This is a genomic window from Fundidesulfovibrio butyratiphilus (assembly GCF_054657235.1).
Genome location: NZ_BAAHXA010000001.1, coordinates 2,128,332 through 2,140,625, shown reverse-complemented (window position 1 = coordinate 2,140,625; position 12,294 = coordinate 2,128,332). Strand labels below are relative to the sequence as shown.

12 protein-coding genes are annotated in these 12,294 nt (G+C 67.2%); 1 reads left to right on the top strand and 11 read right to left on the bottom strand.

Going from position 1 to position 12,294, the window contains the following annotated elements:
• Window positions 1–192: 192 nt before the first annotated feature.
• From ACYQ01_RS09860 to ACYQ01_RS09835, 6 genes are all read right to left on the bottom strand, one after another.
• Window positions 193–540 (bottom strand): ferredoxin-thioredoxin reductase catalytic domain-containing protein, encoded by a 348-nt coding sequence (locus ACYQ01_RS09860; RefSeq protein WP_459933670.1) that lies wholly within the window; start codon window positions 538–540, stop codon window positions 193–195.
• A 1-nt stretch (window position 541) separates the two neighbouring features.
• Window positions 542–796: a glutaredoxin family protein gene (locus tag ACYQ01_RS09855; RefSeq protein ID WP_459933669.1), complete on the bottom strand. Its 255-nt coding sequence runs from the start codon at window positions 794–796 to the stop codon at window positions 542–544.
• Window positions 793–1,578, bottom strand: coding sequence for an amino acid ABC transporter permease (locus tag ACYQ01_RS09850; RefSeq protein WP_459933668.1), 786 nt, complete (start codon window positions 1,576–1,578; stop codon window positions 793–795). Before ACYQ01_RS09850 ends, ACYQ01_RS09855 begins: the two co-directional genes overlap by 4 nt.
• Before the next feature lie 214 nt (window positions 1,579–1,792).
• The gene (locus ACYQ01_RS09845; protein ID WP_459933667.1) at window positions 1,793–2,596 is read right to left on the bottom strand and encodes a transporter substrate-binding domain-containing protein; all 804 of its coding nucleotides are present in this window, start codon (window positions 2,594–2,596) and stop codon (window positions 1,793–1,795) included.
• A 25-nt stretch (window positions 2,597–2,621) separates the two neighbouring features.
• A complete protein-coding gene (gene tmk / locus ACYQ01_RS09840; RefSeq protein WP_459933666.1) occupies window positions 2,622–3,257 on the bottom strand; it encodes a dTMP kinase in 636 nt (211 codons plus the stop codon).
• On the bottom strand, window positions 3,233–4,261 hold the full coding sequence (locus tag ACYQ01_RS09835; protein ID WP_459933665.1) for a 3'-5' exoribonuclease YhaM family protein: 1,029 nt from the start codon (window positions 4,259–4,261) through the stop codon (window positions 3,233–3,235). The genes tmk and ACYQ01_RS09835 overlap by 25 nt, the downstream gene beginning before the upstream one ends.
• Before the next feature lie 152 nt (window positions 4,262–4,413).
• On the opposite strand from ACYQ01_RS09835, the gene surE reads away from it, so the two are divergent.
• Window positions 4,414–5,169, top strand: coding sequence for a 5'/3'-nucleotidase SurE (gene surE / locus ACYQ01_RS09830; protein ID WP_459933664.1), 756 nt, complete (start codon window positions 4,414–4,416; stop codon window positions 5,167–5,169).
• A 355-nt stretch (window positions 5,170–5,524) separates the two neighbouring features.
• On the opposite strand, the gene ACYQ01_RS09825 is transcribed toward surE, so the two are convergent.
• From ACYQ01_RS09825 to dsrO, 5 genes are read right to left on the bottom strand one after another with little or no spacing between them, the layout of a single operon-like run.
• On the bottom strand, window positions 5,525–6,790 hold the full coding sequence (locus ACYQ01_RS09825) for an SGNH/GDSL hydrolase family protein (RefSeq protein WP_459933663.1): 1,266 nt from the start codon (window positions 6,788–6,790) through the stop codon (window positions 5,525–5,527).
• 50 nt (window positions 6,791–6,840) lie between these two features.
• Window positions 6,841–7,368: a TorD/DmsD family molecular chaperone gene (locus ACYQ01_RS09820; RefSeq protein WP_459933662.1), complete on the bottom strand. Its 528-nt coding sequence runs from the start codon at window positions 7,366–7,368 to the stop codon at window positions 6,841–6,843.
• Window positions 7,369–7,372: 4 nt separating this feature from the next.
• Entirely contained in the window at window positions 7,373–10,429 is a 3,057-nt protein-coding gene (locus ACYQ01_RS09815) for a molybdopterin dinucleotide binding domain-containing protein (protein WP_459933661.1), read from the bottom strand.
• Complete coding sequence (nrfD, locus tag ACYQ01_RS09810; protein ID WP_459933660.1) at window positions 10,426–11,445, bottom strand: NrfD/PsrC family molybdoenzyme membrane anchor subunit; 1,020 nt, start codon at window positions 11,443–11,445, stop codon at window positions 10,426–10,428. The genes ACYQ01_RS09815 and nrfD overlap by 4 nt, the downstream gene beginning before the upstream one ends.
• Complete coding sequence (gene dsrO / locus ACYQ01_RS09805; protein WP_459933659.1) at window positions 11,442–12,122, bottom strand: sulfate reduction electron transfer complex DsrMKJOP subunit DsrO; 681 nt, start codon at window positions 12,120–12,122, stop codon at window positions 11,442–11,444. Before dsrO ends, nrfD begins: the two co-directional genes overlap by 4 nt.
• Window positions 12,123–12,294: the final 172 nt, after the last annotated feature.

The window sequence follows — 12,294 nt, the reverse complement described above, 5'->3', positions numbered from 1 at the left end:
GGGAAAACCGGTTCCTGTTTCCCTTGAGGACCCGGCGTTAGCCACCTGTTGAAAAATCCCCGCTGGCTGCGTTGCCACGAAAAATGCAACCCCTCAACAGATGCCAACTCCGCTTCGGGCTTGACTTTTTCTCGCGCCTTGCCAGCACGTTTTTTTGAACAGGCCGCAAGAATCGACTTTTTGGGCGGGCTGCTAGCCCAGGCCCAGCGCGGCCAGCACTTTTTCCGGCGGGCGGCGTTCGGGCACCACCGGCGCGGGACGACCGCTCTTGGCCATTTCTTCGGACATGTACAGTCCGCAGAAACACGCGCCGTACTCGGCCACGTCGGCTTCGCGGTACACGCAGGGACAGACGATGTCCTTGTCGGCGGCGAAATCGCCCGAAGCCAGGCGGCAGGGGCAGGCCATATGGCCGTAGCGTTCCTTGTTGGCCAGAAGGCTTTCCATGAGAGACATGGTCATCCGCTGGTCAGGGTTGAAATAATACCCTTTTTTCTCCTGAAAGCCCTTGAGCTTTTCGTACAGTTCGGCGGCGTCCACGTTATTTCCTCAGAGCGCTTTCGATTTTGTCCTTGTCGAAACCCACCACGACCTCCTGGCCGATGAGCACGGTGGGGAACGAGAGGGTGGGATTGATCTTCTTGATCTCTTCGACAAGCTTGTTGCGCTCGTCGCCGGTCAGTTGGTCCACGTAGATGCATTCGTACTGAAGATTTTTGCTGTCCAGGTATTCCTTGCAGTTCTTGCAGTGGATGCAGGTGGACAGGGCGTAGAGCTTGACGTTTTTTTGGCTCATTCGCGTGCTCCTTTGGAGGGAATGTCGAGGTTGGTCGCGTGCGGCGATGGGTTTCGTATCCGCTGTTCCAGACGGGAGGTCAAGATGGAAAGCGGATAGGTGAGAAGGAGGTAGAAGCCCGCCAAGGGCAGGTAGGCCTCGAAGGTCTTGTAGGTCGCGGCGTTGACCATCTCGGCGCTTTTGGTCAGTTCGCGCACCGCGATGACCGAAAGCAGCGACGAATCCTTGATGAGCGAAACGAACTGGCCGGTCACCGGCGGAATGATGCGGCGCATCGCCTGGGGAAACACCACCAGCCGCAGGGCCTGGGCGTGGCCGAGACCCGTGGACCGGGCGGCCTCCCACTGGCCGATGTCCACGGACTCGATGCCCGCGCGCACCATCTCCGTGATGTAGGCGCCGGCGAACACCGCCAGGGCCGCCATGCCCGTGAGCAGCGGGCTGTCCACGTTCACGGCCACGGCCAGGCAGAAGTAGAAAATGTAGATCTGCGTGAGCAGCGGCGTGCCCCGAAAAAGCCACACGTACAAGCCCGCCGCCTCGGAAAGCCAAAGGTTCTCCGACATCCGGGCCAGACCGCCGGCCACGCCGAGCGCCAGCCCCAGCGCGATGGCTCCCGAAGACACGCCCAGCGTGGTGACCAAGCCGGACCAGTAGAGTTCCCGGTAGGTCCATACCACCGACCAGTCCCACGCGTAGCGCAGGTTGCCCAAAAGCCCCCAGCCCAGCGTGGCCAGGGCCGCCAGCAGGGTCAGGCGCACCGCCCATCGCCGCAGTCGCAAGACGGCCTTCGCCTTGGCCGAGGGATCGGGGGGCGGAAGAAGAGCGCAGGCCTCCGACGGCCGGGGGGAATGATTCCCCCCGGTTCCCCCCGAGGGCGCGGTTTTCCGGTCCGGGCGTCGCCCGGACCGGAAAACCGCGCCCGTCCACGAGCGATCTCCGCCCGTCCGGGGCCGAGGCGCGGTGCGGGGACCGCCGTCCTGGTCCTTGTTCATCTCAGGGCAGAAGCTCGCCCATATGGGTTTTGCGCAGGGCTTCCAGGCGTCCGTCCGCCTTGTGGGTGTCCAGAAAGAATTGCAGCCATTGCCACCAGTCGAAGTCGCCCTTGCGCAGGGCGATGCAGAAGCCTTCGTAGGTAAACGGGGTGAGCAGGGCCCGGGTTTCGGCCGGATACTGCTTGTGGTGCTTGGCGATGGACAGTTGGTCGTACAGAAAGGCGTCGGCGCGACCGTTGACCACCTCCTGCACGCAGGCGGTTTCGTCGCGGAAGCGGTTGATCGTGGCTTTGGGAAAGCGTTTGCCGGCCACGGTGTCGGCGGTGGTGCCGGTCTTCACCGCCAGGATGCGGCCGGGCGCGTTGAGCTGCTCGGCATTTTCCAGGCCCGGTGCGCGTTTGGTCGAGGCCAGCACGCACAGGCCGGTGGTGAAGTAGGGAGCGGTGAACGTCACGGACTTGGACCGCTCCGGCGTGCCGGAGATGCCCGATACGATACAGTCGATCTTGCCGGCCTGCAGGGCCGGGATCAGGCCGGTCCACTCCATGTCCTTGATTTCGAGCTCCACGCCGAGGTCCCGGGCGGCCAGGCGGGCCAAGTCCACGTCGAATCCCCTGGGTTGGCCTTTTTCGTCGACGTATTCGAAGGGCGGATATTTGAGCTCCATGCCCACCACCAGCTTGCCGCGTTTGACGATTGCGGCGAGCTGGCTGCCCTGTTGCACTTCGAAGGGCGTCACGGCCCAGGCGGTCTGGGCGGCCAAACAGAGACAACACAGAACGAATGCGACACAACGGCGCGTCATGGGAAGCCTCCTTTGCGACGGACGGCTACCGGGCCAGCAGGGCGGCCAGGGTCGGAGCGACGCGGGCGAACACGGCTTCGGGCGGGCCGGAGGCGTCCACCACGGCGAAGCGTTCGGGGTTGTTCCGGGCCAGGTCGAGAAAGCCCGCGCGCACCCGGCGGTGAAAGTCGAGTTCCAGAGCTTCGAAGCGTCCTTCGTCCGCCCCGGAGGCGGTTTGACGGTTGCGGTTTCTGGCCCGGGTGAGTCCCGTTTCCGGGTCCAGGTCGAGCAGCACCGTGAGATCGGGTTCCAGCCCGCCGGTGGCCAGTGCGCGCAGGTCCGGGCGAAGCGCGGCGGCAAGCCCCCGGCCGTGCCCCTGGTAGGCGGCCGTGGAGTCGTGGTAGCGGTCGCACAGCACGGCTTGGCCCTGGGCCAGGGCCGGACGGATCACCTGGGCCACGTGTTGGGCCCGGTCGGCCAGATAGAGGAGCAATTCGGCCGTGGGGTCCAGGTCCGTGGTGGCCGGATCGAGCAGGATGCGCCGAAGCGCCAGTCCCAACTCGCAGCCGCCCGGTTGTCGGGTGGCCAGAACGCTTTTGCCCGCCGATTCCATCCAGCGGGCCATGAGTCCGATCTGGGTGGACTTGCCCGCGCCTTCTACGCCTTCAACGGTAACAAACACTGTCCGGTTTCCTTGGGGGCGGGCTTTTCCGGCCGGTCGTCCGGCCGGGCGCGCCGGGGATTGTAGACGAAGCGTTCCAGGGCGCGCACGTACCCGGACATGCCGACCTTTTCCGGGTCGTCCACGGCGCTTGCGAACTGGTGCAGCTTGGCGTCGATGTTGTCGGCGAAATGCAAGAGCATGGCCTCGGCGGTCATGGGCACGGTGGGGGAGCCGTAGACCTGTTCGCCGTGATGGCTGACCAGCATATGGCGAAAATGAAGCGCGAGCTCCGGGTCCAGGTCCTTGGCTTTAACCAGAAACGGGTCCAGAAGTCGTTGGGAGAGCACGATGTGGCCGAGCAGCCGTCCTTCGTCGGTGTAGTCGCGGGTGAGCCCGGCGGTGAGCTCCCAGGCCTTGCCCAGGTCGTGAAACGCGGCGGCGGCCAGGAGGGTGTCCTTGTCCAGGTCGGGATAGAGCGGGCAAAGCGCCAGCACCACCTTGCACACGGCCAGGGTGTGTTCCAGCAGTCCGCCCCGGTAGGCGTGATGCATGGCCTTGGCCCCGGGCGCGGCCAGGAGCCGGGCGCGCATGGCGGGGTCGGCGAGCACCTTGCGGCAGAAGCGCCGCCAGGGCCGGTGGCCGATGTTGTCGGCCAGCAGGCTTTCCAGCTGGGACAGCAGAATCTCGGGTTTGACGGCGCTCTCGGGCAGAAAGTCGCCGAAGTCCAGGCCTTCGGGGGATTCGCCCAGGAGGTCGAGTCCCTCCAGGTTGAGTTGGGTCTGGTCGCGGTAGGACCCGACCGCGCCCACCGCGCGCACGAACTGCCCGGCCGCGATTTCGGAAAAGGCCAGGGAAGCCGGAGACCACAATTTGGCCTCCACCACGCCGGAGGCGTCCTGGAGCTTGAGGGTCCAAAAGGGGCCGTTTCTGGCCTGACCCCGCGACGCCTGCGCGAGCAGGAACACCTCGGTCACCTGCTGGCCCGCAGTGAGGTCGCGAACGAAGATGCGCTTGTCTGTCACCGGCTTGCCTCTGCGCTTGGCATAATGTAGCACCCGCTGGGAAAGGGTGAAACTGCCCGCCGCAGCCCGGTCTGTCAACGGGGGGTCGGTTTCATTGGGTTCCGCGCCGCTCGTGCGGCGTTCAATTCTACGCCTTGGGAGTTCTTAAGACCATGAACATCCTCCTCACCAATGACGACGGTATCCAGGCCGTGGGCCTGCGCGCCCTGTACAAGGCCTTCACCGAGGCCGGACACGCGGTCACGGTGGTGGCTCCGGTCACTGAAATGAGCGCCGTGGGGCACGCGGTCACCATGATCAACCCCTTGCGGATCAAGGTGTTCGACGAGCCGGGCTTTTACGGTCTGGGCGTTTCCGGCACGCCGGCCGACTGCGTCAAGCTCGGGCTCACCACCCTGGTGAAAGGCCGCGACCCCGACGTGGTGGTTTCGGGCATCAACTGCGGGGCCAACGTGGGCGTGGACATTCTCTACTCCGGCACGGTCAGCGCCGCCACGGAAGGCGCGCTCATGGGCTTTTCGTCCCTGGCCGTGTCCTACGACAACTTCACGCCCCAGGACCTTTCGGGCCAGGCCCGCTACGTGGCCGAATTCCTTCTCCGCATGGACTGGAGTTCCCTGCCCCGGCAGCGCGTGCTCAACCTGAATTTCCCGAACCGCCCCATGGAAGAGGTCAAGGGCCTCAAGGCGTGCCCCCAGACCCGGGCCGCCTATCGCGACTGGTACGACGAACGCCAGGACCCCAGGGGCCACAACTACTACTGGCTCAAGGGCTACATTCCCCCGGAGCAGGTCTCGCCCGGACACGACCGCGCCCTGCTCACGGAAGGCTATATCACCCTCACTCCCCTGCGCTTCGATTTTACGGACCGCGAAACCCTGGCCTCCCTGGCGCACATGGAAGGCTGACGAACGGCGCATCCGTGCCGGCCGCTCCGCTTCAAAACGGCCAAGCCCCCGGGGAGGCGAACCGCGCGTCGGGCTTGACAGTCTGTTGAAAAATCCTTGCCGGCTGTGTTGCCGCGAAAAATGCAAACCCTGAACGGATGCCAACTCCGCTTGGGGATTGACTTTTGCTCGCGCCTTGCCAGCACGTTTTTTGAACAGGCTGCAAGAATCGACTTTTTTGGCGGGCTGTTGACCGTCTTTCGCGCCCTGTCCGCCCGGCGGTCGTTTTTGCCCTCCTGGCCGGACGCGATACGCCGGATCAGCGCGACGCGACGCCCTGAGCGGCCAGGCCCGCGTCGCGTCCCGATCCACGGGATCACTTGCCCGCGGCCAGCGCCTTGCCCAGGGCCTTTACCACGAACCGGGCGAAGATGCGGTTGCCCTTTTCGTTCATGTGGCAGCAGTTGTCGTAGTAGAGCGTGTCCGCTTCGTGGTCGAAGACGGGCGTGGCGTCGAGCACGGCGACGCCCTGGGCCTTGAGTCCGGCCAGTTCCTTTTGCAGCAGGGGATAGACCTGCGGGATCACGTTCTGGTTGGACGGGTCGGTGACGGCGGTTGCGCGTTCCTTGTCGGAGATGGGCTTGGCCCCGTAGTACTGGTTGGGCTGGAGCACGTGCATGTAGGGAATTGCGGCCCGGCGGCACAGTTGGTCCATGAGGGCCGAGCTTTTGGCCCAGTGCTTGGCCAATTGGGGCATGTTGGACAGGGGATCGCCCTGGGGCCCGTCGGGCAGGCCGAAGTATTCCAGCCTTCCTTTCATGTGAAAGTCCGAAAGAAAGGACGCCTGCTCGGCCCGCAGGGCTTTCTTTGCCCGCTCGACCCAGGTTTCCAGGGCCAGGCGCACGGCCGCGCTTTTCGTTTCGTTGGCCCGGGCGGCCGCGCGGTGCAGTCGCCAACTGTCCAGCACCATTTGGGCGTGGCGCACCTGGTCCTGCCCCGAGCCGGTGTCGTTGCGCAGGATCCAGTCGAACAGGAACTGGGCGTCGCAGTTGGGCACCGTGTAGGACACGCCCTTTTCCATGTTCGTGAGCCCGCCTTTCACGTCGTTATAGCCGTCCACGTTGAGCACCAGGTCGAACTTCTGTCCGGCGGCCAGGGCGTAGGCCAGTTGCACCAGCTGCTGCGGCTCCTTGTAGCCGGCCCCGGCCAGCATGAGCACGGTGATCTTCTTGCCCGCGAACGCCGGCAGGGCGGAAAGCGGCTCGGCCAGGTACAGGGCCAGGTCATAGGCCACGGACCCGCCGAACACGCCCACCACGGCCTCGTCCGGTCCCGGTTGGTAGAGGTTGCCCTGCTGGATGTACTTGGCCCAGCGCGCCGTATCGTAAGGCTGATCCGGTTCGCGCTTCCCGGGCACGCCGATGGCCGAAAACAGCGGGTGAAGCAGGGGGTGGTTGTCGTTCCAGTTCTTGACCAGGCGATTGCGGTCCGCGTGGGCGATCCATTCGCCGGTCGAGGCCACCGGGGGCAGACCGAAGTAGCAGAACGTATGATAGCGGGACGAGAGCACGACCGCGCTGATCGCTTCGATCAGCACGAGAAAGACGACCACATTGAGAAAAACGATCTTGAGTGCGCGCATGATGTCTTGAACAGGCCTTGGTGAGGGGTTTTTCGGAGGGCGAACCTGCGTCAGCAAAGGGTCCGAAGCAACTCGGCGGTCAGACGGTAGAGACGACTGCGGGCCGCCTGGCCGAGCGCCCGAGCGTAGTCGGAGACCCAAGGGGCCAGGCGTTCGGCGTGAAAGGCCTCGGCCAGACGGTCGAAGCCCCGGTCGGGGGCGAGGCGATGATTTTTCCACAGGGCGCTGGCGAAAGCAAGTTCCACACCCAGGTGGTCCGGGGCCAGACGCGCCCGCCACAGGGGGTCGGCCGCGAGCGACCAGGGGTCGAAGCCGGCTCTCCGGTAGGCTTCGGCGGCGGCGACGTGGGCCTGGCCGCCCATGCGTCCTTCGCGGAAGGCGCCCTCGTAGGGGGGGCGGCAACGCCCCGAGGCGGGGGAGAAAAACAGGTCGGAGAAATCGCGCTGGGCGTCCTGTTGGTCGTGCGCCAGGCCGGGATCGGCGAAAAGCGCCCGGGCCTGGGCCAGAAGTTCGGCGGTCGGGCGGCGCAGCATGAGCGCCGCGGCCGCGTCCAGGAGTTCCGGGTCGGGCGTCGCCATAGGGCTAGAGCTTTTTCACCCTGGCGGGCAGGGCGTTTCTCGCGTTGGCTCCCACCACCGGGTCGGCCAGGGTGGATGCGCCCTGTCTGAAGGGATCGGAAAAGCCCAGCAGATTGGCCAGGGCCCCGGCCCCGCGCAGGGGGCATTGACCCAGCGTGTCGTCGCCGTAGACCAGGGTTTTCGCGCCCTGGGCAAAGTGTCCGTAGCCGTGCTCCAGGGCCAGGACGCCCGGTGCCAGTCCCCGGCGCACGGTGAGACGGACTTCCACCTGACCGCCCGGGGTCTCGATAAGGGCCTGGTCGCCCGTGGCGAGTCCGAGCCTGGCCGCGTCGGCCTCGCCGATGGCGGCCTCGCCCCGGGGCCGGATGGCGTGCAGGCGCGGCGAGCCCACGGCCCCGGCGCTCATGAGCTGGGACTTGGTGGAAACCACCAGAAACGGCCAGTCCGTTTCGGCATACAGGGCGCGTATCGGGGTGCCCTGGCAAAAGCACGGCTCGCGCCAGGCTCCGGTGCCGAAGTGGGGTTTGCCGGTCATGGAATTTCTGGCCAGGGCCACGGTTTCGTTCCAGACCTGCACGGGTTTTGTCCAGCGTCGGGCCAGGAATTCGCCCTGCCAGCCCTTTGCCTCGGGATCGAAGCGTCCTCCCCGGCAGTAGACGTAGGCCGCGCGGCGCGCCTGGTCCGCGGGCAGGACGCGGGCGAGGGCGTCTTGCAGCCGGTCCAGGCCGCAGGCGGCCATGTCCTCGGGCGTGGCCTCGGGCACGGGGGGCTGGTTGAAGGCCACGTTGGCCGCGCCGCGCAGATACCAGTCCTCGGGGCGCAGGAGATCGCGGGCCGAGCCGTCCCTGGCCTGGATGGCTCCCGGGCCGAAGCCGGGCAGTCCCAGGCGGCGGGCCAGGGCGATGAAGAACGTCTCCATGCACACGGGGTCGCCGTCGGGGGTTTTGGCCACCGGGGTGTCCACGCAGGGCCAGGCCACGGTGGAGACGCGGGCCAGGGGGCCGGCCCAGGGCGTGGCCGAACCGAAGCCTTCGTACAGGGCCACGTCCGGCACCACGTAGTCGCAAAGGGCCGCCGTTTCGGTCATGAAGGCGTCCACGCAGATCATGAGCGGCACCACCTTGGGGTCGGCGAGGCCGGCCTGGCACGATCCCATCACGCCGGATTGTCCGTACACCGGATTGGTGGCCCAGAAGAGCATGGCCTTGAGCGGATAGGGATAGCCGTTCACGGCTGAGGGCGGATATTCCGATTGCACGGCGTTGGAAAAGGGATACCACGGGGCTTTGGCCGGATAGGGATTCTTTCCGGCTCGCTTCAGGTCCGCGAATTCCGAGGTCTTTTCGTAGGAGAACCCCTGGCGCGAAAGGCGCACGCCCCGGGGTTTGGCCTTCCCGGGAAAGTTCGACAGGTCGTATAGGGGACCTGGGCCGAAGTCCTGGAACTTGCCGCCTCCCACGCCGGCGCCGCCCTTGCGGTTCAGGTTGCCGGCCAGGGCGTTCAGGAGGGCCACGGCGTAGGCCGTGTAAAATCCGGCCGCGTGCATGGTTCCGCCGTGGCAGTCGGCCACGGCTTTCGCTCCGTGGGAGGCGAAAGCGTCGGCAAGACGCGTGATGTCGCTCGCGGCCACGCCGCAGGCGGCCGCGTATTCGTCCAGCGTCCTGCTTCTGGCTTCGTCGGCCAGCAGGCTCAAGGCGGTCTTGACCGTGACCGGACCGTTTCCGGTGTTCACTCGGCCGGAAAAGAAGAGTTCCGCCGGCCCGGCGGCCTGGTCGTGGGCCATGAACGCTCCCAGGCCGGGGTCGAAGACCAGCAAGGCGTCTTCGGCGGCGTCCGGGAAGACCTGGCGGGCGCGCAGCATGCGTCCGAAATCCGGGGAGTCGGGATCGGCCACCACCAGATGGGTGGCGTTGGTCCAGGCGGCCTCGCCGGCTTTGCGCGCGGCCTTTTCGTTGGGCTGGGCCAGGTGGCGGGCGTTTATGCCCCCGGTGTCGAACATGCGCCGCATCATGCCCAGGACCAGGGCTCCGTCGGTCCCGGGCTTTATGGGAACCCACTCCACGTTCGGCCCGGCGTATCGGTTGTCGGCGTTGGTCAGCACCGGGTCCACCACCACCAGACGCAGGTCGCCCCGGGCCCGGCGTTCGGCCATGTGGGCGGCCTGGTACATGAAGGGGTTGCCGGCCTGGGCCGGGGCCGACCCGATGGAAAGATAAAACGCGACGTTGGCGTAGTCGGGCTTGAGGTGGGGATAGGTTTGGAAATCGCCCAGCATGGCCGCGTAGCCCGCGCGCATGCTCAGGCCGCAATTGCCCTGGTGGTTGACCGTGTTCAGGGTGCCGAAGGCCCCGGCCGCGAAACGCAGGGCCAAATGCTGGCGGCCGTTGGCGTAGCCGAACAGAAAGGCCAACTGGTTGGCTTTGGGGCCGAACTCGGGAGCGCCCGGGTCCAGAAGCTCGCCCGTGGTCAGGGTCGCCAGCCCGTCCACGTGCCCCTCGCCGAAGAGATCGCCGCCCTGGCTGACCTCCTCCACCAGCCGTTCCAGGCTGATGGGCTCCCAATGGTGCGACCCGCGCGGCCCGACGCGTTTGAGCGGCGTGAGTACCCGATACGGGTCGGTGAGCTTGTCCAGCACCGCGTTGCCCCGTCCGCAGGCCGTGGCCCGGCGCGAAAGCCCCGCCTCGCCGGAAAGCTGGCGCACGCTCTCGGCCATGTCCGCCTCGTAGGGCAGGGGCGGTCGGGCCGCCAGGGGATGCCAGGGATTGCCCGTCACCCTGAGCACGCGGCCGGTGGAGCGGTCCACGCGCACCCGTACGCCGCACAGGCTGGTGCAGCCCACGCACAACGAGCTGGCCAGGTACTGGTCGGGATTGAACCGCACCTGGCCGCTGGCCGGGTCCACATGGGCTTCCGGGGCCAGAGAGCCCTTGGCCTGGGGAGACGGATCGTCCGGGGGGCCGGTGAGCACGGCCTTGAGCGTGGGGGCCACGCCCCCCGCGAACACGCTCAGGCCCGCCGCCGCGCCCAGGCCTTTGAGCAGGGTGCGTCTGTCCAGGGTCATGGAGTGTCTCCTTGAGGGGGCGCGGAGGAAGGCGCGAGCGGCTCGTCCGGCGCGGTGTTTTGCGTTTCGGGGCGTCGAGCCAGGGTCAGTCCGGCCAGGCAGAGCAGCCCGACGGCCAGGGCCGCAGGAGCCACGGCTGCGAGCCAGGGCAAGTGACCCAGCAGCGCGGGCTCGCCCAGGTTGCGTCCGAGCGAGGCGGCCTGTCCGGCCAGCACCAGGCCCAGGCGCGCGCCCAGGTCCCCGGCCAGCACAAAGGTCGCGGCCGTGGCGAAGCCCGTTTCACCCGGGCGCGTCAGCAGCACGCCGCCCGAAAAGAGCAGTACGCCCGATCCGGCCAGCAGGATCGTGCCCCGCCCCCAGCCGGGCATGGACGGCCATCCGCCGAGAAGCCCCCAGGCCAGGAGCGCAATGCCCGCCAGGGCGGCCGTTCCTCCGGCCAGAAAGCGGGGCGCGGGCCGCCAGGTGGGCTTGTCGCACAGCCTGGCCGTGACCAAAGCCAGGACAAGGCCGGCCGACAGGCTGGCGCAAAGTCCCACGGCCAATCCCACGGGGTCTTTCCACAGGGGGACGCCGGCCACCAGGCCCACCTCGACCGTGGTGTAGGCCAGCACGCCAAGCGCGGCCAGGGCGGTGATCCGGGCCGACCAGGGGGTGGCGAACCGTCCCCCGCGCAGGACTCCGGCCACGCGCGCCACGCCGAGCGCGGCGAGAAGGGAAAGGGCGATCACCCCCCAGGAGAGCGGCGAGAAGGGCGTGAATCGCCAGAAAAGCGTGGCGAAGCGCCAGGGAGCGAGCATTTCCGTCACCAGGCACACGGGAGCGCACAGCGCGAGCGCCGCGCCGGCCACGGTGGCGTAGGGGGCCAGGCCCGGGGCGCTTTTTCGTCCGAAGGTCTGGGCGAAGGCCCCGGCCAAAAGGGCGAAGGCCCCGGCCTGGACCATGGCCAGGTATAGCCCGGCCGGGAATTCCCAAACCGGTTGGCCGCGAAAGGCCGTGAGTTCGAGGATGGGGCTCATCGGAAGTTCTCCTCGGTCACCCGGACGAAGCCGCCCTTGGCCATGTCCGGTTCGGGCAGGGGGTCGTTTTCCGACGCGCCCAGGTAGAACACCTGGGGCCTGGTGCCGGCTTCGGGCTTGAGCACCACGGCCTTGGCTTCGGCCAGCAGGCGGCTGACACGGCTTTTCGGGTCGGCCAGATCGCCCACGATGCGGGCCTTGCCCACGCAGGTTTCCACGCAGGCGGGCAGGAGCCCGGCGTCCAGGCGATGGACGCACAGGGTGCACTTGTCGGCCCGGTGGGTGTGGTGGTTCAGGAACCGGGCTCCGTAGGGACAGTTGAGCACGCAGTAGCCGCAGCCCACGCACCGGGCCGGGTCCACCAGCACCAGGCCGTCGGCCCGTTTGAAGGTGGCCTTGGCCGGGCAGACCGGCACGCAGGGCGGATCGTCGCAGTGGTTGCACAGCCGCGGCGTGAGGACCTTGCGGGGAACCCCTTGGACCAGGATTTCGAAATCCGTCACCGAGGTGCGAAATTGACCCAACGGGGTGCGGTTTTCCATGGCGCAGGCCACGGTGCAGGCCTGGCAGCCCACGCACCGGCGCAGATCCACCACCATGACCAGGTGTTTGCGCGGCGATTCGGGGGGGTTTTGTCCGCCCGGGGAAAAAAGCCGGAACAGGTCTTTGCGGTCCATGAACGCTCCTTGAAAAACTGCCAAGAAACAGGACGCTCGGGACGAAACAGGGCCTCGACCGGGGGGAGCTTTCGTCCTGGCGCGCGCCGGCCCGGCCGGACGCGTCCGGCGCGCGGATCGGCCCGCGTCCTCAAGGGGATAGCGTACGCGTCAGGGCTTTTCAACCGCCGCC

Excerpts from the sequence above, each read along its gene's own strand:
- ACYQ01_RS09845 (WP_459933667.1), bottom strand. The coding sequence starts at position 2,596 with ATGACGCGCCGTTGTGTCGCATTCGTTCTGTGTTGTCTCTGTTTGGCC.
- ACYQ01_RS09825 (WP_459933663.1), bottom strand. The coding sequence starts at position 6,790 with ATGCGCGCACTCAAGATCGTTTTTCTCAATGTGGTCGTCTTTCTCGTG.
- ACYQ01_RS09815 (WP_459933661.1), bottom strand. The coding sequence starts at position 10,429 with ATGACCCTGGACAGACGCACCCTGCTCAAAGGCCTGGGCGCGGCGGCG.
- surE (WP_459933664.1), top strand. The coding sequence starts at position 4,414 with ATGAACATCCTCCTCACCAATGACGACGGTATCCAGGCCGTGGGCCTG.
- ACYQ01_RS09820 (WP_459933662.1), bottom strand. The coding sequence starts at position 7,368 with ATGGCGACGCCCGACCCGGAACTCCTGGACGCGGCCGCGGCGCTCATG.
- dsrO (WP_459933659.1), bottom strand. The coding sequence starts at position 12,122 with ATGGACCGCAAAGACCTGTTCCGGCTTTTTTCCCCGGGCGGACAAAAC.
- nrfD (WP_459933660.1), bottom strand. The coding sequence starts at position 11,445 with ATGAGCCCCATCCTCGAACTCACGGCCTTTCGCGGCCAACCGGTTTGG.
- ACYQ01_RS09855 (WP_459933669.1), bottom strand. The coding sequence starts at position 796 with ATGAGCCAAAAAAACGTCAAGCTCTACGCCCTGTCCACCTGCATCCAC.